This window comes from Streptomyces sp. NPDC098789 (assembly GCF_044759975.1).
GTDB lineage: Bacteria > Actinomycetota > Actinomycetes > Streptomycetales > Streptomycetaceae > Streptomyces.
Genome location: NZ_JBIWAJ010000004.1, coordinates 139,862 through 160,803 on the forward strand (window position 1 = coordinate 139,862; position 20,942 = coordinate 160,803).

General features: G+C 73.8%; 17 protein-coding genes. 11 read left to right on the forward strand and 6 right to left on the reverse strand.

Annotated features, from left to right (window positions below; all coding sequences use genetic code 11):
* The first annotated feature begins 177 nt into the window (after positions 1-177).
* The 8 genes from upp (at position 178) to ACIQWR_RS10785 (ending at position 9,621) form a co-directional block, all read left to right on the forward strand.
* Complete coding sequence (upp, locus tag ACIQWR_RS10750) at positions 178-846, forward strand: uracil phosphoribosyltransferase (RefSeq protein WP_404006646.1); 669 nt, start codon at positions 178-180, stop codon at positions 844-846.
* Positions 843-1,799, forward strand: coding sequence for an EamA family transporter (locus tag ACIQWR_RS10755; RefSeq protein WP_404006648.1), 957 nt, complete (start codon positions 843-845; stop codon positions 1,797-1,799). Before upp ends, ACIQWR_RS10755 begins: the two co-directional genes overlap by 4 nt.
* On the forward strand, positions 1,796-5,785 hold the full coding sequence (locus tag ACIQWR_RS10760) for an amino acid adenylation domain-containing protein (protein WP_404006650.1): 3,990 nt from the start codon (positions 1,796-1,798) through the stop codon (positions 5,783-5,785). Before ACIQWR_RS10755 ends, ACIQWR_RS10760 begins: the two co-directional genes overlap by 4 nt.
* A 95-nt stretch (positions 5,786-5,880) precedes the next feature.
* Positions 5,881-6,114, forward strand: a complete 234-nt coding sequence (locus ACIQWR_RS10765; protein WP_399257239.1) for a hypothetical protein — start codon at positions 5,881-5,883, stop codon at positions 6,112-6,114.
* Positions 6,111-7,064 (forward strand): pseudouridine-5'-phosphate glycosidase, encoded by a 954-nt coding sequence (locus tag ACIQWR_RS10770; RefSeq protein ID WP_404006652.1) that lies wholly within the window; start codon positions 6,111-6,113, stop codon positions 7,062-7,064. Before ACIQWR_RS10765 ends, ACIQWR_RS10770 begins: the two co-directional genes overlap by 4 nt.
* Positions 7,061-7,726: an HAD family hydrolase gene (locus ACIQWR_RS10775; RefSeq protein WP_404006654.1), complete on the forward strand. Its 666-nt coding sequence runs from the start codon at positions 7,061-7,063 to the stop codon at positions 7,724-7,726. Before ACIQWR_RS10770 ends, ACIQWR_RS10775 begins: the two co-directional genes overlap by 4 nt.
* A gap of 96 nt (positions 7,727-7,822) precedes the next feature.
* Positions 7,823-8,803, forward strand: a complete 981-nt coding sequence (locus ACIQWR_RS10780; RefSeq protein WP_404006656.1) for a GlxA family transcriptional regulator — start codon at positions 7,823-7,825, stop codon at positions 8,801-8,803.
* A gap of 194 nt (positions 8,804-8,997) precedes the next feature.
* Positions 8,998-9,621, forward strand: a complete 624-nt coding sequence (locus tag ACIQWR_RS10785; protein WP_404006657.1) for an isochorismatase family protein — start codon at positions 8,998-9,000, stop codon at positions 9,619-9,621.
* Between the two features lie 32 nt (positions 9,622-9,653).
* Here ACIQWR_RS10785 and ACIQWR_RS10790 read toward each other — a convergent pair whose 3' ends face one another.
* Positions 9,654-10,517 carry an NADPH-dependent F420 reductase gene (locus ACIQWR_RS10790; RefSeq protein WP_404006659.1) on the reverse strand — a complete coding sequence of 288 codons (864 nt, stop codon included), beginning with the start codon at positions 10,515-10,517 and terminating at the stop codon, positions 9,654-9,656.
* Here ACIQWR_RS10790 and ACIQWR_RS10795 point away from each other — a divergent pair.
* Complete coding sequence (locus ACIQWR_RS10795; protein WP_404006661.1) at positions 10,516-11,661, forward strand: glycosyl hydrolase family 18 protein; 1,146 nt, start codon at positions 10,516-10,518, stop codon at positions 11,659-11,661. The two genes, ACIQWR_RS10790 and ACIQWR_RS10795, sit on opposite strands and share 2 nt — an antisense overlap.
* Before the next feature lie 57 nt (positions 11,662-11,718).
* Here the strand turns inward: ACIQWR_RS10795 and ACIQWR_RS10800 are convergent, their stop codons facing one another.
* Positions 11,719-12,948 carry a hypothetical protein gene (locus tag ACIQWR_RS10800; RefSeq protein WP_404006663.1) on the reverse strand — a complete coding sequence of 410 codons (1,230 nt, stop codon included), beginning with the start codon at positions 12,946-12,948 and terminating at the stop codon, positions 11,719-11,721.
* A gap of 133 nt (positions 12,949-13,081) precedes the next feature.
* On the opposite strand from ACIQWR_RS10800, the gene ACIQWR_RS10805 reads away from it, so the two are divergent.
* A complete protein-coding gene (locus ACIQWR_RS10805; RefSeq protein WP_404006664.1) occupies positions 13,082-13,480 on the forward strand; it encodes a hypothetical protein in 399 nt (132 codons plus the stop codon).
* Between the two features lie 209 nt (positions 13,481-13,689).
* Here the strand turns inward: ACIQWR_RS10805 and ACIQWR_RS10810 are convergent, their stop codons facing one another.
* Positions 13,690-14,148 carry a MarR family winged helix-turn-helix transcriptional regulator gene (locus ACIQWR_RS10810; RefSeq protein ID WP_404006665.1) on the reverse strand — a complete coding sequence of 153 codons (459 nt, stop codon included), beginning with the start codon at positions 14,146-14,148 and terminating at the stop codon, positions 13,690-13,692.
* Between the two features lie 128 nt (positions 14,149-14,276).
* Between ACIQWR_RS10810 and ACIQWR_RS10815 the strand changes: the two genes are divergently transcribed.
* On the forward strand, positions 14,277-14,831 hold the full coding sequence (locus tag ACIQWR_RS10815) for a DoxX family protein (protein ID WP_404006667.1): 555 nt from the start codon (positions 14,277-14,279) through the stop codon (positions 14,829-14,831).
* Positions 14,832-14,841: 10 nt separating this feature from the next.
* Here the strand turns inward: ACIQWR_RS10815 and ACIQWR_RS10820 are convergent, their stop codons facing one another.
* The 3 genes from ACIQWR_RS10820 to ACIQWR_RS10830 form a co-directional block, all read right to left on the reverse strand.
* Positions 14,842-15,903 carry a GNAT family N-acetyltransferase gene (locus ACIQWR_RS10820; protein WP_404006669.1) on the reverse strand — a complete coding sequence of 354 codons (1,062 nt, stop codon included), beginning with the start codon at positions 15,901-15,903 and terminating at the stop codon, positions 14,842-14,844.
* 73 nt (positions 15,904-15,976) lie between these two features.
* Entirely contained in the window at positions 15,977-18,745 is a 2,769-nt protein-coding gene (locus ACIQWR_RS10825) for an AAA family ATPase (RefSeq protein WP_404006671.1), read from the reverse strand.
* Positions 18,746-19,002: 257 nt separating this feature from the next.
* A complete protein-coding gene (locus tag ACIQWR_RS10830; RefSeq protein ID WP_404007478.1) occupies positions 19,003-20,790 on the reverse strand; it encodes a S8 family serine peptidase in 1,788 nt (595 codons plus the stop codon).
* Positions 20,791-20,942: the final 152 nt, after the last annotated feature.

The window sequence follows — 20,942 nt, forward strand, 5'->3', positions numbered from 1 at the left end:
GGAGGTGCTGGTCGGGTCGATGAGGGGTGCGGGCGCGGGCGTCGCGGGCCGTCGGTGGCGGGGGCACACACAGCGGAATTCGGTCAGGCGTGCGGAAGCGGGACCCTTGCGGACACCAAGTCACAGAGTGTTTGCTCTGTTTCCGTCCGCGTCCCTCACCGACGAAGAGCAGGACCCATGTCGACGACCCCGAAAGTCCACGAACTCCCCCAGACCAACCAGCTGCGGGCCCTGCACACGGTCATCCGGGACCGTGGCGCCACCCGCGCCGACTTCGTCCTGTACTCCCGCCGCGTGATCCGATTACTGCTCGAATCGGCCCTGGACCTGCTGCCCTTCGACAAGCACGAGGTGATCACGCCGGTCGGCGAGACCTACCACGGGCTCAAGTTCACCGGGAAGCTGTGCGCCGTCCCGGTGATCCGGGCGGGGGACTCGATGGCCGAGGCGCTGCGGGAGTTCATCCCCGGCATCCGGATCGGCAAGATCCTCATCCAGCGGGACAAGATCACCAAGCAACCGCACCTGCAGTACTGGAACCTGCCCGACGACATAGCCGAGCGGCACGTCCTGCTGCTGGAGCCGATGCTGGCCACCGGCGGCAGTGCGAACGCCGCGATCGGGGTGCTGACGGACGCCGGGGTGCGCGAGGAGAACATCGTCCTCGTCGACTTCCTCGCCGCGCCCGAGGGGATCGCCGCCGTCCACCGCGAGCACCCGGCCGTCACCATCATCACCTCGTCCATCGAGGAGTGCCTGAACCCCAACGCCTTCATGATCCCCGGCATCGGGGACTTCGGGGACCGCTTCTTCGGCACCACCGACTCGGCCGTGGCCGCGCGGTGAGCGGCCACCGGGTCGCGGCGGACTCCGCCGTCACCGCCCTCGCCCCCGCCGTGTGGGGGTCCACGTACCTGGTGACGACCGAGTTCCTGCCCGCGGACCGCCCGTTGCTCGCGGCCACGGTCCGGGCGCTGCCCGCCGGGTTGATCCTGCTGCTGATCGGGCGCACGCTGCCGCGCGGGATCTGGTGGGCCCGCGCGCTGGTCCTCGGCGTGCTGAACATCGGCGCGTTCTTCACCCTGCTCTTCCTGGCCGCCTACCACCTGCCCGGCGGGGTCGCCGCGCTGGTGGGTTCGGTGCAGCCGATGTTCGTACTGGTCCTCTCGGCCCTCCTGCTGGGGGACCGGATCAAGGCCGTGCACCTGGTGGCCTGCGCCCTGGGCGCCACCGGGGTCGGGCTGCTCGTGCTCCAACCGAACGCCGGGCTCAACGCCACCGGCGTGACGGCCGGCCTGCTGGCCGCGGTCAGCATGGCCTGCGGCATCGTGCTCACCAAGCGCTGGGGCCGCCCCGAGGGGGTCGGCCTGCTCACCTTCACGGGCTGGCAGCTGACCGTCGGCGGGCTGGTCCTCGCCCCCATCGCCCTGCTCGGCGAGGGTCTGCCGGACACGATCACCGGGAGGAACCTCGCCGGCTTCGGCTACCTCGGCTTCGTCGGTGCGCTGCTGGCCTACGCCGTCTGGTTCCGCGGGGTGGAGCGGCTGCCCGCGCTCGCCGTCTCCTTCCTCGGCTTCATCTCCCCCCTCGCCGCGACCGCGCTCGGCTACCTGGTGCTGGGCCAGACCCTGCGGCCGCTCCAACTGGCCGGTGCGGTCGCGGTCGTCGCGGCGGTCGTGGTCGCCCAGCCGCGCGGCGGGCGCCGCAAGGCGCCCCTGCCGTCACCCGTCGAAGCTCCCCCCGTGTCCACCGGACCTCCGGCGCCCGCCGCGTCCCGCCCGTCCGGAGTGGCCAGATGACCGCACAGCAGATCAGCGAACGAGCGGATCCGATCAGCGCGTGGGCCGCCCCTTCGACCGTCCTCACCGACCTGCTCGCCGAGCAGGTCCGGGTCCGGCCCGACGCGGTGGCCGTCAGCTGCGCCGATCACCAGCTGACCTACGCCGAACTGGGCTCGGCGGCAGCCCTGTTGGGGCGTCGACTGCGCCGGGCGGGGGCGCGCGCGGACGCCCCGGTGGGCCTGTACGCGGAGCCCTCCCTCGACCTGATGACCGCGGCGTGGGGCATCCTCGACTCCGGCGCGGCGTACCTGCCGCTGTCGCCGGACTACCCCGAGGACCGGCTGCGCTACATGATCGAGGACTCCGCCATGGAGATCGTCGTGACCCAGCGCCATCTCGTCTCAAAGGTGCGGGAGTTGGCGCCGATCGGGACCACCGTCCTGGCCCTGGGCGGCGAACCGCCCCGGGCCTCCGGCGAACCGGAGCGCACGGGCCGGCGCCCCGGTAAGCGGCCGGCCGCACGCCCGGGCGACCTCGCGTACGTCATCTACACCTCCGGCTCGACGGGTCGCCCCAAGGGCGTGCTGATCGAGCAGCACAGCATCGTCTCCCAGTTGGGCTGGCTGCTGGACCAGGGCCACCTCGGCCCCGACACCACCGTGCTCCAGAAGACGCCCATGAGCTTCGACGCCGCGCAGTGGGAGATCCTCGCCCCGGCGGCGGGCGGCCGGGTCGTCATGGGGGCGCCCGGCTGCTACCGGGACCCGGAGGACCTGGTCGACACGATCACGGCGCAGGGGGTGACCACCCTCCAGTGCGTGCCCACCCTGCTCCAGGCGCTCCTGGACACCGAACGCCTGACCTCCTGCACCTCCTTGCGACGGGTGTTCTCGGGCGGTGAGGCGCTGACGGTGAAGCTGGCCCGCGCCTTCGCCGCGCAGCTGCCGGACACCCGACTGGTCAATCTGTACGGGCCCACCGAGTGCACCATCAACGCCACCGCCCACACGGTCGATCCCGCGGCCCTCGCCGGACAGGACGCCTCGGCGATCGTCCCCATCGGCGTACCGGTGGAGCGCACCCGGTGCTTCGTCCTCGACGGGGACCTGTCCCCGGTGGTCGGCGCCGACACGAAGGGCGAGCTGTACATCGGCGGGGTGCAGCTGGCCCGGGGCTACCTGAACCTGCCCGAGCAGACCCGGGAGCGCTTCCTCACCGCCCCCTTCCTGCCGGAGATGCGGCTCTACCGCACCGGTGACCTCGCCTCGTGGAACGAGGACGGCACGATCCGCTTCCACGGGCGCGTCGACACCCAGGTCAAACTGCGCGGCTACCGCGTCGAGTTGGAGGAGATCACCTCGGCGATCGAGGAGCACGACTGGGTCCGGCGGGCCGCCGCGGTGGTCACCGACGATCCGCGCACCGGCTTCCAGCAGCTCATCGCGCTCGTCGAACTCAACCCGCGCGAGGCCTCCTTGATGGACCAGGGCGCGCACGGCGCGCACCACCAGTCCAAGGCGAGCAAGCTCCAGGTCAAGGCCCAGCTCTCCAACCCGGGCCTGCGTCCCGCCGCGGCCCTCGCGGGGCGCCCGGTGGCCCTGCTGCCCGGCCACGAGGCGACGGGCAGCCAGCGGCAGGCCGCCTTCGCCCGCAAGACCTACCGCTTCTACGAGGGCGGCAAGGTCACCCGCGCCGACCTGCGCGAACTGCTCGGCTCCCCCACCGAGGCCGACCGCGAGCGGGGGCACGAGCACGGAAGCGGGCCGGTGCGGGACCGCGGTCCCGCGCGCTCGGCCGCGGACCTCACGCCGGAGCAGCTCGGCGCGCTGCTGCGCTGGTTCGGGCCCTTCGGCAGCGGTGAGCGGCTGCTTCCGAAGTACGCCTACGCCTCCCCCGGCGCGCTCTACGCCGTGCAGATGTACCTGGAGACCGGTGGGGGCGTCGCGGGACTCGCACCGGGGATCCACTACTTCCACCCCGTCGACCACACCCTCGTCCGGATCGGCGACGCTCCGGCGGGGGGCGCGGCGGCCGGCCGCGGCACCCTCCGGGTGCACTTCCTGGGGCGCAGGGCCGCCATCGAGCCGGTGTACAGCACCAACATCGAGGAGGTGCTGGAGTTCGAGACCGGGCACATGCTGGGCGTGTTCGACGAGGTGCTCCCGGAGTACGGGCTGGCGGTCGCGCCCGCTGCGCACGGCGGGGCGGCGGTGAAGTCCGCCCTGGAGGCGGCCGACGAGGACCACTTCGTCGGGAGCTTCGAGCTGGTCCCGGGCGACCGCCCGACGCAGCCGGACCCGGTGGACCTCTTCGTCCAGGCGCACCCGGGCCGGGTCCTCGACCTGCCGGGCGGCCTCTACCGGCTCGACGGGACGGAGTTCACCCCCGTGGCCACCGAGACCGTCGAGAAACGGCACGTCATCGCCATCAACCAGGGCGTGTACGAGGCCGCGAGCTTCGGCGTCAGCGCCGTCAGCCGGATCGGGGACGAGCGGCTCGCCTACGTGGGTCTGGGCCGCACCCTGCACCGGCTCCAGCGCAACGGCCTGCGCCTCGGGCTGATGTCGTCCGGCTACTCCTCCCGGTCGGGCCATCCCCTGCCCTCCGCCCAGCGGATCGACGCGGTCCTGGCCGACGCGGGCATCCCCCCGGGTCCGTCGTACTTCTTCCTCGGCGGGAAGGTCAGCGAGGAGCAGGTCTCCTCCACCGGGATGCGCGAGGACTCCGTCCACATGCGGGGCCCGACGGAGATGATCCGGGACGACCTGGCCCGGCTGCTGCCCGACTACATGATCCCCAACCGGGTCCTGGTGCTGGACGCGCTGCCGCTCACCGCCAACGGGAAGATCGACTACGCGGCCCTCTCCGCCCGTCCCGAACTCACCGCCCCCGCACGGGGTTCCGGCGCTCCGGTAGCGCCCCGGACCCGGACCGAACGGCTGCTCGCCGGGGCCTGGGGCAAGGCGCTCAAGTACCGGGACGCGGACGGCGTGTCGATGACGGACAGCTTCTTCGCGTCCGGCGGCAACTCGCTGATCGCGATGACCCTCACCCGGTGGGTCAACCGGGAGTTCGGGATCTCGCTGCCCATGCAGACCCTCTTCGGCCACCCCCGACTGGCGGACCTCGCCGACCGGATCGCCGACGCCGATCCCGAACCGGCCTCCCGGCTGGTGCTGTTGCACGACAGCGGCCCGTCGAACGGCCGGTACGCGCAGGGCCCGGGCTCGCCGGTCTTCTGCTGGCCCGGGCTCGGCGGCTATCCGATGAACCTGCGGCTGCTGGCCCGCGAGGCCCGTACCCGGGGCCCGTTCTACGGGGTCCAGGCGGCGGGCATCAACGCGGGCGAGGCGCCGTACCGGACCATCGGGGAGATGGCCGCCGCGGACGTGGCGGAGATCCGGCGGCTCCAGCCCGACGGCCCCTACACGCTGTGGGGCTACTCCTTCGGGGCCCGGGTGGCCTTCGAGAGCGCCTGGCAGCTCGAACGGTCCGGGCAGCGGGTCGCCGACCTGCTGCTGATCTGCCCGGGCAACCCGAAGCTGCGGGACGCCCGGGGGCGGCCGTACCCGCGCGAGTCCTCCTACGCCAACCCCGGCTACGTGACCATCCTCTACTCGGTGTTCGCGGGCGCCATCGGCCACGGGCCGGACCTCGACGCGTGCCTGGCCGCGGCCCGGGACGAGGCCACCTTCGTGGAGTTCGTGGTCGGCCGGTTCCCGGAGCTGGACCCGGGGACGGTCGGGCGGATCACCCGGATCGTCGAGGAGACCTACGAGTTCGACTACACCTTCCACGAGATGGCCGAGCGGTGCCTGAGCGCACCGGTGACCATCATCCGGGCCGCCGGTGACGACTACTCCTTCATCGAGGGCCGGTCGGGGTACTCCGCCGCCCCGCCGGTCGTCATCGACCTGCCCGCCGACCACTACCAGGTGCTGCGCCCCGAGGGCATCGACGCCCTCGCCGCGGCCGCCTCGACCCGGACCCCGCCCGACGCCTGAGATCCGTCCGGCGGGGCGGGATCCGCCCGCCGCCGCCGTGCCCGTCCGACCCCGCCCCGCCCCCCGCGCGGGGGCCGACCGAAAGGAGGGGCTCCGTGCCCCACGTCCACGTCCGTCACTTCCCCAAGGACCTCACGCCCGAGCGGCTCGCCGCCTTCGACGCGGCGGTCACGGCAGCCGTGACCGCGACCTTCGCCGTCGACGAGGAGGTCGTGTCGATCTCCCTCGAACCGGTGGCGCCCGAGGACTGGGACGAGCGGGTCGTCACCGACATCGCCGCCCACCGCGAGCTGCTGCTGAAGGCACCGGGCTACTGGGACGGCGCGTGAGCACCGGCGCGGGGGTCCCCCTCGTGTACACGGAGGAGGTCCGCGAGGCCCTCCACGAGGGCCGGGCCGTGGTGGCCCTGGAGAGCAACGTCATCACGCACGGCCTGTCCTACCCGGACAACGCGGCCACGGCCCGCAAGGTCGAGGACGCGGTCCGGGCGGGCGGGTCGGTGCCCGCGACGATCTGCGTCGAGGACGGCGCGCTGCGCATCGGCATGACCGACGCCGACATCGAGCGGTTCGCCTCCCGCACGGGCATCCCCAAGGTCTCCAGCAGGGACCTCCCGGTGGTCCTCGCCCGGGGCGGGCCGGGGGCCACCACCGTGGCGTCGTCGCTGGTGGCGGCCGAGCTGGCGGGGATCCGCTGGTTCTCCTCGGCCGGGATCGGCGGGGTGCACCGCGGCGCCCAGCAGACCTTCGACGTCTCCTCGGACCTCATCCAGTTCACCCGGTCCCGGGTCGCGGTCGTGTCCGCGGGCGCGAAGATGATCCTGGACCTGGGGCTGACCCTGGAGTACCTGGAGACGCACTGCGTGCCGGTGGTGGCGTACGGCTCGGACGACTTCCCCGCCTTCTACTGCCGTACGAGCGGCCACCGCGCCCCGCACCGGATCGACGACCCGGAGGTCCTGGCGCGCGCCGTCGAGACGCACCGGGCGCTGGGCGCCCCCACGGCCTTCCTGATCACCACCCCGGTCAGCGAGGCGGACGCCGTCGACTCGGCCGAGGTGGAGGCGGCCATCGCACGGGCGGTGACCGCGGCCGAGCGGGACGGGGTCTCGGGGCAGGGGATCACCAGCTACCTGATGCGCGCCGTGGACGCCGCCACCGACGGTCGGGCGGCGCGGGCCAACATGGCCGTGCTCGTGACCTGCGCCGAGGCGGCGGGCCGGCTGGCCGCCGCGCACGGTGCGCTCCGCGGCGGCTCGCCGGTAGGTTCGGCGTCATGATCAGACTCGCTGTTTTCGACCTGGACGGAACCCTCGTCGACTCGCCGCGCGCCATCGTGGCGACCTTCGGGGCGGCCTTCGACGCGCTCGGCGTCACCCGGCCCGCGGACCTCGCCGTACGGGCCACCATCGGGCTCCCCCTGGAGCGGGCCTTCGCCCTCCTGCTGGAGCGGGAGGTGGAGCACGCCCAGGTGGCCGAGGCGGTCCTGCTCTACCGGAAGTTCTTCGACACCATAGTGCTCCCGCAGGCCCCGGACCTGGTCTTCCCCGGGGTCGCGGAGGGGCTGGCGCGGCTGCGCGAGGGCGGGGTGGCGCTCGCCGTCGCGACGAGCAAGTTCCACGGCCCGGCGGACGCCCTGCTCACGGCGGCCGGGCTGCGGGAGTACTTCGCCGTCGTGATCGGCGCGGACGAGGTCACCCGACCCAAGCCGGATCCCGAGTCCGGGCAGGTCGTCCTCGACCGGTTGGGCCTCACGGCGGAGCACGCCGTCATGGTCGGGGACACCACCCACGACCTGTTGATGGCGCGGGCCGCCGGGATGCGTTCGGTGGCCGTCACCTACGGGGTGCACTCGGCGGCCGAGCTGGCCACGGCCGAGCCCACCTGGGTGGTCGACAGCTTCCCGGAGGTCGTCGCGCACCTCGCGCCCGTCACGGCGTGAGCCCGTCCGGACACGCGCGCCTCCACCGGCGCGCGTGTCCGGATGTGACAGAGAACCGTCATTGCGGCCACCGGAGCGGGCGGTGAGGATGGACGCATGCCCACTCCCCACCGTGTCGTCATCGCGGTCTTCCCGGACGTCGACCTGCTCGACGTCACCGGCCCCGCCGAGGTCTTCGCGCTGGCCAACCGCGAGTCGTCCACCCGCGCCTACGAGGTGCGCCTGGCGGGTCCCGAACCCGGCCAGGTGACCACCTCGGCCGGGGTCCGCCTCGCCGTCGACCTGACGTTCGCCGAGGTCGGGGCGGCGGTGGACACGCTGCTGGTACCCGGGGCGGTGGAGCTGGGCCCGGCGGGGCCCGTACCCCGTATCGACGACGCGGTGGTCGAGTGGATCAGGGCCACGGCCCCGCACGCCCACCGGGTCGCCTCGGTGTGCGTGGGGGCGCACCTGCTGGCCGCCGCGGGGCTGCTGGACGGGCGGCGGGCGACCACCCACTGGTCCACCGCCGCGCGACTGGCGGCCGACCACCCCCTCGTCCAGGTCGACCCGGACCCGATCTTCGTCCGCTCCGGGCGAGTGTGGACCGGCGCCGGGATCAGCGCCTGCATGGACCTGGCGCTCGCCCTGGTCACGGAGGACCTGGGCGAGGAGATGGCCCTGGCCGTGGCGCGCCACCTGGTCATGTACCTCAAACGGCAGGGTGGCCAGAGCCAGTTCAGCGTCCCGCTCAGCCGTCCCGCAGCCGCGCGCCGGGACATCGACGAGCTGTGCGCGTACATCGCCGATCACCTCGACGGCGATCTCTCCGCGGCGGCGCTCGCCCAGCGCATGTGCGTGAGCGAGCGGCACTTCGCCCGGACCTTCCGCCGGGAGACGGGCGTCGGCGCCGCCGGATACGTCGAGGCGGCCCGGGTGGAGGCCGCCCGGCGGTTGTTGGAGACGACCGACGAGCCGCTCGAACGGATCGCGGCGGCGGCCGGGTTGGGCTCGGTGGAGACACTGCACCGCGCCTTCCGCAAGCAGATCGCCACCACCCCGGCCGCCTACCGGCGCCGCTTCCGCTCGGCCGGCTGAGCCGGCTTCCGGCGCGACGCGGAGCACCCGACCCCGCTGAGCACTCGACCCCGCTGATCCATCAACCCGGCGGACCCACCAACCCTGTCGACCCACCAACCCTGTTGACCCGCCGCCGCCGCGTCCGCGGCTTCGCCGTGCCCTTTTCCCGTGCGCCGCACGGGTTCCCGTGAAACGAACGAGAGGACCTTCCCATGTCCGTCACCACCGTCACCCCGTCCGCCACCCTGCGCACGCTGTCCGGGCTCGACCCCGCGCTCCCCCGGCTCGGCGCCACGACAACCCTGATCATGATCGACTTCCAGCAGACCTACCGCACGGGGGTGATGGAGCTGGAGGGCGCCGAGGCCGCTCTGGCGGCGGGCGCCCGCCTGCTCGCCGCCGCCCGCGCCGCGGGCTCTCCCGTGGTGCACGTCGTCAACGACGGCGGTGAGGGCGGCCCGTACGACATCCGCGCCGAGATCGGCTCGATCAGCCCCGAGGTGGCGCCCCGGGACGGCGAACCCGTCGTGGTCAAGACCGTCCCGAACGCCTTCCACGCCACGACGCTGGAGGAGACCCTGCGCGGGCTGGACTCCGGCCAGGACCTGGTGCTCGCCGGGTTCATGACGCACATGTGCGTCACCTTCACCGCCCAGGGCGCCTTCAACCTCGGATACCGGCCCGCCGTGGTCGCCGAGGCCACCGCGACCCGCACGCTGGCCGCGCCCGACGGCACCGTGGTGCCCGCCGCGACGCTCCAGAGCGCCGCCCTGACCACCATCGGGGACCTCTTCGGCGTGGTGGCCGCCACCGTCGCGGACCTCGCGGCGCGGTAGGACCCGGCCCGGTAGGTCCCGGCCCGCCCCGGTCAGCCCTGGTGCCGGAAGCCGTCCTTGCGGACCGGGGAGGCTTCGGCCAGCGCCTCGGTGACCGCGTCGACGCCCGCGCGCAGCCCGTACACGGGGGTTTCGGGCTGCTGGCGCCAGGAGTCGTCGAGGCCGCCGGCGTCGACGGAGTCGAAGCCGAGTTCGTCGATGAGGGCCCGGACGGTCGCCTTCGCCGCGTCGTCGTCACCGGCGACCGGCAGGGCGAGCCGGTCCGGGGCGCCGGCCGGGAGGGGCCGGGTCAGCAGGTCCTCGGCGTAGGTGCCGTTGAAGGCCTTGACCACCGGGTGGCCGAGGTGCCCCTCGGTCCAGCGGCTCTCGGTCTGCCCGTCGTCCTCGATGGCCGCGATCCGGCCGTCGCGCTGCTGCGGGTAGTAGTTGCCGGTGTCGATCACGACGAACCCGTCGGCCGCCCCGTCGAAGAGGCCGGAGGGCAGGTCCGGCACGTTCTTCAGGGGGATGGTGACGACGACGACCTCCGCGCCGCGCGCCGCCTCGGCGACGGTGACGGGGGTGGCCCCGGTCTCCTGTGCGAGCGCGCCCAGGGTCTGCGGGCCGCGCGAGTTCGCCACGGACACCTCGTGGCCGAGGGTGGTGAGACGGCGCGTCAGGTTGCCGCCGATGTTGCCCGCGCCGATGATGCCGATCTTCATGGTCTTCTCCCTGCATGCGGATGGTCGGGTCTCGCGATGATCCGAACCGCCCGCCCGCGCCCCGCATTCCCGACCCGGGCACACCGTCCCGTTCCGCGTCCGGGGGGCGCCGGGTGGGCCGATCGGTGCGGGGTCGACCGCTTTCGGCGCGTCCCGCGCTCCCGGAGCCCGCGGTTCGCGCCAGGTTCGGACCATGACGACCGCACGCTCCTCGACCCGGCCCCCGGCCCGGGCCCTGGCCCTTCCCGCGTCCCTGCGCTGCGCCGCCGCGCTGGCCGCCGTGCTCCTGCTGACCGCGAGCGCGCCCGCCGCGCGCAGCGGTTCCGGGGCCGGAGCCGGATCCGCGCCCCCGGCCGCGTCCGCGTCCGCCGACGGGGCGCGCGCGGGCGCCCGTACGAGCTCCGCGTGGCTTCCCTACTGGGACACCGAGGTCGGCTACGCCTCGGCCCTGGCCCACGCCGACCAGCTGCACACCGTCAGTCCGTTCTGGTACACGGCGACGGAGGCCGACACCGTCAAGGGCGAGGCGGGCGCCGGGGACCGTCGGATCATCGACGGTCTGCACGCCAAGGGGATCAAGGTGGTCCCGACCGTGATCGAGACCCCGGGACCGAAGGACATGGCCGCGCTGCTGGGCGATCCGGACGAGCGCGCGACGCACGTGGACGCCCTGATGGAGGTCGTGCGGAGCCGGTCCTACGACGGCCTCGACCTGGACTACGAGCGGATGGCCGAGACCACGGACCCCGCGCTGGTCGAGCGGGTCCGCACCGGGTACGACCGGCTGGTCGAGGAGTTGTGCACCCGGCTGCACGCCGAGGGCAGGACCTGCGTCGTGACCGTCATGCCCCGGGTCGACGGGGCGGGCCTCGCCTTCGACTACGCACATCTGGGCAAGGTCGCCGACACCCTGCGGATCATGGGGTACAACCTGCACAACGCCTTGGCGGAACCGGGCCCGCTGTCCTCCCTGGAGTGGTACGACCGGTTCCTGACCTACGCCGTCGGCGTGGTGCCGCCCGCGAAGCTGGAGGTGGCGCTGCCCGCCTACGGCTGGGACTGGAAGGTCGGCTCGACCGACCGCGCGGGCCACGTGACCAGCCTGGAGGCGGAGGCCCTGCGCGAGCGGACGGGCGCGGACTACGTCTTCGACGAAGCCTCCGGCACTCCGCACTTCGACTACACCGACGACGACGGCGAGGAGCACGCCGTCTGGTACCAGGACGCGAAGGGCTCCGCCGCCCACCTCGCCGTGCTGGCGCGCCACGGCGTGCGCGGCAGCGGGCTGTGGGCCCTCGGCTTCGAGGACCCGGGCGTGTGGGCCGCCCTGGGGCGCTGACCGCCGCCGGGGGGGCGGGAGTCAGCGCACGTCGGGGTCGGGAAGGGTCAGGAGGGGTCAGGAGGGGTTCAGCTTGATGGCGAAGGCGTTGAAGATCGACCACACGTCCACCCAGGCCAGGCCGGTGCTGCATTCCTGGGAGGCGTTGCAGCCGTAGCCGTAGCTGACGATGCCGTTGAGCTGGCGGGAGTTCTGGTCGTTGATGAAGATGACGGGTCCGCCGCTGTCGCCGCCGCGGCCGACGATGCCCCCGTAGTGGGGGACGCCGTAACTGCCGTTCACGGTCGTACCGTTGACGTTCCAGCTGGCGTTGCCCGCGTAGACCGTCCTGATGTTGCAGAAGACCTTGGTGTTGTAGCCGAGCTGGCAGGTGAAGTCACCGACGGCGACGTTGCGCACGCCGTTGAGGTAGCGGGTGTAGCCCGTGGCGTCGAGGCCGTCCCAGGTGTAGCGGTTGGTGGGCGCCTCGATGAACGCCGAGTCGACCGCGGGGAGTTTGTACTTGACCTGCCCGATGTAGTTGCCGCCCATCGTGTAGACGTTGTCGTTGACGTTGTGGCAGTGGCCCGCGGTGACCAGCCATTGCCGGCCGTCCCAGGTGCTGACCGCCGGGATGCCGCTGGTGCAGTGGGCCTTGCCGCCGATGTTGGGGCCGAGCGCCGCTCCCGCGTAGAAGGGTGAGGTGTCGTTCTCCCGGGTCAGCGGCCGGGAGGGGGGCGCCTGGGTGATCTGGACGGCGGTGGCGGCGCTCGCGGCCCGTCGCTCCGTGACGGCCGTCGAGGCGAAGTACCCCCGGGCCGCCGTCGGGTCGTCCACGGCGAGCTGGATGGATCCGCCGTCGGGCGTGCTGCCCGCGAGGGCCACCTTGAAGGGGAGATCGGCCCGGTCCGTGATCTCCGCGATCTCCTTCTTCAGCTGTTTTCCGGATTTCTTTCCCTGGACGATGTGAATCAGCCCGGTGTCCACCTTCGGATTCACCTTGTGGACCGCGGAAAGGAAATCGCGGCCCTGCGCGACATCGGTCAGATAAACATTGACCGAACGATAGGTGGGTGCGAGTTCGACCTGGGTGTAGACGTCCGCCCGCGCCCCCCGCCCCACCTGCGCCACGGCATCGGCCGCCAGCCTCAGCGGCCCCAGCACTTCCGCCTGTCGCTCCGGTGTCATCGAGGCCACCGCGTCGGCGGACAGCGGAGCGGAGGTTTCCGCATTGGCGGAGATCGTCATGAGCGGGAGGACGGCGAGGGCCCCCGCGAGTGCGATGGAGCGCCGAATTCCGATCTTCATTTATCCCCCTTGTCGACCCCGTGCGTGCGGGGTCACGACCTGGACGCGGGAGACATTAGCCAGACGGCCGTGAAGCGATAAGGCCAATTACGGCCTCATTCTGGATTCGCACGCCTGTGTTTTAATGGGGCGGGTGATCGAGTTCGCATTCTTCGCAATCGTGGCGGGCGGCGCCGGCTGGCTGCTGCGACGCAAGCACCTCCAGCGCGTGGCGGCGGGCCCCGACACCGCCCCGGTCGGCATTCCCGGCATGGCGCGGCTGCCGGCGGGGCGCGGGCGCTGGCGCATGGGCCGGGTGTGCGGCGGGCCGGGGGCGGCGCGCTGGGTGCCGGAGCGCGGGGAGCCGGTGGCACTGGACGGGGCCCGCGCCACCGGGGTGCGCACCCCGTCCGTGCGGGAGGCGATGGTGATCAACCCCGGGTCCCGGATCGTCTCCTGCGTCTACGCGGGTGGCAGCGCCGACATCGCGGTGATGGCGCTGGACCTGGCCGAATTGCGCGCCTGTGTGCCGCAGGCGCCGGAGTCCGACTGACCGAGGTGCGCTCCCCCGCACCCGGGAGCACGCTGGATGCGAGCGCGCGTTCCGCAGCCGCCCGATGGGGGAACGGAAGCGTAGGCCGGTCCCCGTGGGAGAACCGACGATCCCGCGTCGACGTACCGGGCGCGCCGTCCGGGGCGACGCCCGCCTGACCGGCGCCGGGCCGGACGGCTGACCGACCGGGCCGAGCGCGCCCCGTTCGGTCAGGCCTCGCGGAGCCTGCGGGCGACCTCGCCGAGGCCGTCGGCGACGGCGCCGAGCTGCTCCGGGGTCAGGACGTCGATCAGCGCGTCACGGACCGCCGCGACGTGGCCGGGCGCCGCCTCGTCGAGCCGTGCGCGGCCCGCCTCCGTGAGCACCGCGAAGATTCCGCGCACGTCGGAGGGGCAACTGCGCCGCCGCACGAGGCCGGCCTTCTCCATCTGCGTGACCTGGTAGGTCAGTCCGCTCTTGGAGTTGATCAGCCCGTGGGCGAGCTCGGTCATCCGCAGCTCGCCGTCCGTGGCCCGGGCGAGCCGGACGAGGATCTCGTACTGCGCGTGCGAGAGGCCGGAGTCGTCCTTCAGCTGTTGGTCGAGGCGCCGGTTCACCAGCGCTGAAGCGGCGAGGAAGCCCTGCCAGGCGCGCATCTCGTCGTCATCCAGCCATCTCGTTTCAGCCATGTCTCCAGCTTACGCCAAGTTGTTCCAAATTGAATCAGAGGCTAGGGTCTGAGCCGGTCGTTCAAATTCGAAAGACCTTTCGCCTTCATCGCTTCTACGGACAGTCCCCACCGGGAAGGATCTCCCCGATGACCCCCACCCCCACGCCCACCCTCACCCCCACGCCGTCCCCCACGGCCCCCGCCGCCCCGCACGCACACCCCTTCGCGGGCGGCGGACTGCTGCTCCTGCGCCTCGTCCTCGGCCTCACCATGGCGGCCCACGGCTCCCAGAAGCTCTTCGGCTGGTTCGACGGCGGTGGCATCAGCGGGACCGGCGCGTTCTTCACCGCGAGCGGCTACCCGTCCGGCGAGGCCATGGCGGTCGTCGCCGGCCTCTCCGAGACCCTCGGCGGCCTCGGCATAGCGGCCGGACTGCTGACCCCGCTGGCCGCGGCCGCCGTGGTCGGCACCATGGTCAACGTGTTCGCGGTCAAGGGCACCGGCTCCTTCTTCGCCCCCACCGGCATCGAGTACGAGCTGCTGCTGACGGCCGCCGCCGTGTCCCTCGCGCTGACCGGCCCGGGGCGGTTCGCCCTCGACCGGTTCGTGCCGGTGCTGCGCGCCCACCGCCCGGTGTACGGCGCGCTGGCCGTGGTCCTGGGCGTCGTCCTCGCGGGCGGGGTGCTCCTCGTACGTTCCTGAGCCCTGCGGCTCAGTCGGCGGTGCGGGTGTAGTGGACGTCCCCTTCACCCGCGCCGCTCCTCGCGAAGCCGGCCCGGGCGATGACCGCGTGCGAGGCGAGGTTGTCGTCGTCCACGGTGGCGTGCAGCGTGGTCAGGCCGTCCTGGGCGAGGGCCCAGGACGACAGGGCCCGTACCGCCTCGACGGCGTAGCCGTTGCCCCGCGCCGAGGGCACGATGTCGTAGCCGATCTCGGCGTTGCCGTCGCCGTCGGGCGCCGCGTGGAAGCCGATGCCGCCCACCGCGAGGCCGTCGGCGGCGCGGACGATCGCGTACGCGCCCCAACCCGGCCGGTATGTACCCGCCTCGCGCGCCTTGACCACCATGCCCGCGGCGAACCGGGTGCCCTCGAACGGCCCGTCCTCGGCCCACGCGAAGCCGCCCGTGCCACCGGCGTGCAGGTCGGCGCCGGTCGCCGGGGAGATCTCGCAGAGCACGAGCCGCTCCGAACGGATCGGGTCGGCGTGCCAGCGCCAGGCCCCCGGGCGGGGCAGACCCGGCAGCTCGGTCCGGCCCGTCGCCCACAGCAGCGTCGGCCACGGGGCGTTCGCGCGCGGCGCGTGCGGGAAGAGCCGGTCCAGGACCGCCGTGCACAGTTCCGCGGACGGCTCCCGGTCGGTGACCCCGAGGGCGCTGACGACGTCATGGGTGTGCACGAGCGCCTCCAGGACGGCCATCGCGGCGAAGGCGTCCGGACCGCCCGAACCGGACGGGTGCCAGCCCCGGACATCGGCGGGGCTGGTGGCCACGACGGCCGAGAGGAGACCGCCGGTCGCCTCGATGATCTGGATCAGCCCGGCGGGCGTGGTCCCCGGATCGGCGGTGATCTCGAAGGGCACCCACCCGTCGGCCGCCCGGGCCGTCAGCTGGCCCGCGTAGCACGTGAAGTCGCCCGCCAGGTGGACGACGGTGTCGTAACAGCTCCACTCCAGCCCGTCGGCCGGGACCGTCCAGTCGAGGTCCACGACGCCGCGCAGGGCCCGCGTGGTGAGGGACACCGCTTCGTCTATGTGCTGGGCACTCATGATCGTCATGCGCGCACCCTAGGGCCGCCGGCCGTTTCGGGCCAACCGATTACGACCGCCCCGCCCGGGCCCCGGCCCGCCCTCACCGCGCCCGCAGCGCGGTGGCCAGCTGCGCCCGGGAGCGCACGTCGAGCTTCTGGTAGATCCGGGTCAACCGCGCCTCCACCGTCTTGACGCTCACGAAGAGCCGGTCGGCGGCCTCCTGGTTGCTGGCGCCCTGGCCGACGAGCAGCGCGAGGCGGGTCTCGGCCTCGGTGAGCGCCGCCGCGCCGGGGTGCCCGGAGCCGCCCTCGGGGCCGCCCCCCGGGCCGGGCGGGGCCTCCGTGGCCAGGTCCGTCCAGGGCTTCGCCCCGGCCTGCGCGAAGATCTGGGCCGCCGTGCGCAGGGCGGCGCGGGCGGGCGCCCGGCGCCGGCGCCGGCGTTCCACCCGGGCGAGGGCGAGCAGCGTCCTGCCCCGTTCCAGCGGCAGTTCGAGGGCGTCGAAGCGCTCCGCCGTGGCCTCCAGCAGGGCGACGGCCGCATCGGTCTCGCCGCGCGCCGAGTGGGCCAGGGCGCCGGCCCGGTCCAGGGCGGCGACCACGCTCGTGCGGCCGAGGTCGAGGGCGACCGTACGGACGGACGCGACCAGTTCGGCGGCCTCGTCGGGGGCGTCGGCGGCCACCAGCGCCTCGGCCAGCTCCCCGTGCCAGCGCAGGATCGAGGGGTCGACGACCTGCTGGGCGGCCTCCAGCCGGGCGACCCGGCGCAGGGTGGTCACGGCCTTGGCGGTCTCCCCCGTCGCCAGCTCGACCTGCCCGAGGGCGAAGAGGCTGCGCGAGAGGAACACCTGGTCCTGTTCCTCCTCGGAGGCCTGGATGCCGCGTCGGGCGTAGCCGGTGGCCCGCGCGAAGCTGCCGGCCATGGCCTCCGCGGTGGCGGCGACGTACCAGGCCGGGCCCGGCGAGAGGCCCGCCTCGATGGTCAGCTCCAGGGCGCGCCGCGCGTGGGCGCGGCCCGCCGCGCAGCGGCCGCGGCGCAGTTCGACCTCGGTGAGGCTGCGCAGCACCTCGAAGACGTCCTCGGCGGAACCGGTGCGCTGGACGGCCGGCAGCAGGACCAGCAGCTGTTCGCGGGCGTCGGCGAGCCGGTCGTCGAAGAGGGCGTGGCGGACCGCGAGGTACTGCGGGGCGTTGCGCATGCCGAGCGGCACCTCGGGGGCGGGCAGGGTGAGGGCTTCGGCCAGGATGTCCTCGGCGTCCGGGTCCCCCAGGATCCGGCCCATCCGGGCCCGTACGGTCAGGGCCATGGCCTCGGCGACCTGGTCGCCGCCGGTGGCCGCCAGCACCCCGGCCTCCGCCGCCGCGGCGCAGGAGCGGACGGGGTCGCCGTCGCTCAGGTTGAGCTTCCAGGCGACGCGCAGTTGCACGGCGGCCTGGAGCGAGGGGTCCGCGGCGGCGTCGTCGCGGGCGTAGGCGAAGGTCTCGTCGAGGTCGGCGAGGGCCTGGCCGGCCGCGTCGATGACGGCGAGCCGGGCCCGTACCCGGTCGGCGGGCGAGGCGTCGCGGGCCAGGACGGCGCGGGCGGCGCGGCGGGCGAGGTCGGCGCGACCGGCCCAGCCCGCGTCCTCGGCGGCGCCGACCAGGCGTGCCAGTTCGGCGGCGGGGCGGCCGGGCGGGGTGCGTTCGGCGGCGAGCAGCCCGAGCTCGGCGGCCAGGGCGCGCCTGCCCCGGCGGCGGCTGGCCGCGGCCGCCTCGGTGATCTCGGCGGCGAGCTCCTCGTCGGGGGTGTCCACGGCGAGGGCGCGGTGCCGGACGGCCTGCACGGGGTCGTCGACGGCGGCGGCCAACGCGGCGTGTCCGGCGGCCCGTTCGGGCCAGCCCGCGTCGGCGGCCAGGGCCGTGGGCAGGGCGCCGGCGGTGAATTCGACGCTGCCGTCGTCGCGTACGGTCACCAGCGCGGCCCGTTCGGCCTCGGCCAGCTCCGCCTCCGCGTCGGGGCGTCCGGCCCGACGGAGCAGGGCGGTGGTGGGCCGGGCCGCGAGGGCGGCGAGGAGCAGGGTGCGGTGGGCGCGGGCCGGTGCCTCGGCGAGCAACCGCCGGGCCACCTCGCGGGCCTGTCCGGACAGCGGCAGGGTGTCGGCGTGGTGCGCGGCGCCGTCCCGGGCCTCGGCGAGGGAGTGGCCGAAGGCGAGCGCGAGGCGCGGGTTCCCGCCGCTGGCCTGGTGGATGCGGCCGGCGAGGCGGGCGGGCAGGCCGTGGCGCACGAGGAGTTCGGCGACCTCGTCGGCGCCGAGCGGTGGCACCCGGACCGTCGGGGCGCCCGGACCGCACAGGGTCTCGGCCACGGGCGCGCCGCCCTGCACGCATTCGGCGACGAGGACCCGGACGCCGCGGGGCGTCAGGCGCAGGGCGAAGCGCAGCAGGTCGGTGGTCTCGGCGTCGAGCCACTGGGCGTTGTCGAGGACGAGGAGCACGGGGCTGCGCTCGGCGAGGACGCGCAGCACCTCGACGACGCCGAGGCGCAGGGCGACGTGGTCACGGCCGGCCCGGGGGGCGTCGGCCTCGCGGCGCAGCAGGGCGATGGCGGTGCGCTGGGGCGGGGCGAGGCGGTCCAGGGCGGTGCGCGGGACGGAGGCGAGGAGGGCGGCCGCGGCGGCCTCGGGTATCCACTGGTCGGCCGCTTCCGGCGCGAACCGGAGCACGCGTTCGCGGCGGCCGAAAGCGGCCGCCGCGACGGCGAGCAGTACTTCGGTCTTGCCCGAGCCTGCCGGTCCGGTGAGGACGGCGCGGCCGTGCGTGGTCAGCGCGCGGTCCACCGCCTCGATCAGTTCACCGTGTCCGACGGTCGTGTCAGCGTTCCCCGTCGCCGCCACGCACAGCCACCAGCCTCTCGGTCCCCAGTTCCTGTGCTGCTCCTGTGAGCGCGACAATACGAGGTCCGCCGCCGGACGGACCCGGATTGTGACGCAGAAATCAGTCAGGTGACAGGAATGCCCGCCGGACCCGCCGATACGAGCCGTATCAGCAGGTCCGGGGGCCGGCTTGGTCCGTACTATCGGCCCGTCAGGCCCGGGTGGTCAGTCCGGACCGGTGACGCGCGGCCGATCGTGCGCACCTCGCCCGCACCGGTTCAGAAGCCGAGGCTCCAGGAATCGATGTAGCCGGTGTCGGCCGCGGCGACGTCCTGGACCTTCAGCTGCCAGGTGCCGTTGGCCGGGAGCGCCGAGGCGTCGACGGTGTAGGTGGTGAGGACGTTGGCGCCGCTGTCGCCGGAGGAGTTCTGCAGGCGCTTGACCACGGCGCCGCCGGGGCCGACGAGGTCGATGACGAGGTCACCGCGGTAGGTGTGCTTGATGTCGACGGACACCTTGAGGGTGGCCGGGGCGTTGCCAGTGCGGCCGGAGACCGTGATGGCGGAGGTGACGGCGCCGCCGTTGTCCGGGATGGCGACGTCGGTGGTGTTCTCGTAGGCCGGGGCCGGCGGCGTGGAGGTCACGGCGGTCACAGCCGCGGCCGCGTCGGCGAGACCCGTTCCGCAGCCCCCGGTGCAGGTGCCGGCGAGCGGGCGCGCGCTGGTCTTGATGGCCGACTCGACCTGGGCCGGGGTGAGGGAGGGCTTGGCCGAGACGAGGAGCGCGGCGAGCCCGGCGACGTGCGGGGCGGCCATGCTGGTGCCCTGGTAGGGCTTGTAGATCTCGGCGCCGGGGGTGGTGGTGCCCGCGTTCAGCGTGGAGAGGATGCCGTTCTCGGGGGTGGTGACGGTGCCGGGCGTGTCGGTGGCGCGGCGGGTCTCGCCGCCCGGGGCGGCGACGTCGACGGCCGGGCCGTAGTTGGAGTAGAAGGAGCGGTCGCCGGTCCGGTTGGTGGCGGCCACGGAGATCACGTTGTTGCAGCTGGCGGGCGAGAAGCCGCTGGCGTCCGCGTTGCTGTTGCCCGCGGCGACGACGACGGTCGTGCCGCGCCCGACGGCGGCGTTGATGGCGTTCTGGTAGCTGGTGCCGCAGGCGCCGGAGCCGCCGAGGCTCATGTTGATGACCTTGGCGGGGGTGGTGTTGGCCGGGATGCCGGGGACGGAACCGCCGGAGGCCCAGGTGATGGCGTCGACGATGTCCGAGGTGGCGCCGCCGCACTTGCCGAGCACCCGCACCGGCTGGATCTTGGCGCCGTAGGCGATGCCCGCGATGCCCTTGCCGTTGTTGGTGGCCGCGGCGATGGTGCCCGCCACGTGGGTGCCGTGCCAGGAGGAGTCGCTGGCCTTGGCGTCGGCGGCGCACTCGCCGGCGGCGCTCCAGTCGCCCTGGTCGGCCGGGTTGTTGTCGCGGCCGTTGCCGTCACGGGCCGCGCTGGAGCTGGAGATGAAGTCGTAGCCGGGGACGATGTTCGCGGCCACGTCGGAGTGGGCGACGTAACCGGTGTCGATGACGGCGACGGTGACCCCGGTGCCGGTGGTCCTGGCCCAGGCGCCGGGGACGTTCATGCCGGCGGTGGGCTCGAAGAGGTCCCACTGCTTGGCGTACTCGGTGTCGTCCGGGGTCGCCATGGCGTAGGCGCGGGAGTCCGGCTCGACGTAGGCGACGTCCGGGTCGGCGCGGAACTGGGCGATCACCGCGGCCGCCTCGGACGGGGCCACGGCTCCGCCGAGGTTGACCAGCGCGGCGCCGGTGCCGAGGCGCCGCTCGAACTTCGTCTTCTTGCCGCTCTTGTGGCCCTTGGCGACGGCGTCGTCGGCAGCGGCCGTGTTGGAACTCGCCTCGGTGGCCGAGGACTTGTAACCGACGATCAGGTTCTCGACCGGAGCGACCGGCAGGACCTGGGTGGCGGGGGCCACGGGAGCCGGGGCGGCCGGGGCCGCGGCCGGACGGCCGAGGGCCATCGAGGTGGTGGCGCTGCCGGCGAGCAGGGTGACCGAGATGGCCACCACCGATATGAGTCGACGTCTGGATGCGTGCACGGTGTTCCCTTTCGCGGGCCGTCCCCGGCAGACCGGGGACGGCCGGTGTGGTGCTGTGTGGGAGGTTGCGTGGGGGGTGTGGCATCGGGGAGGAGGCACGGTCCCCGCACGGCGGTGTG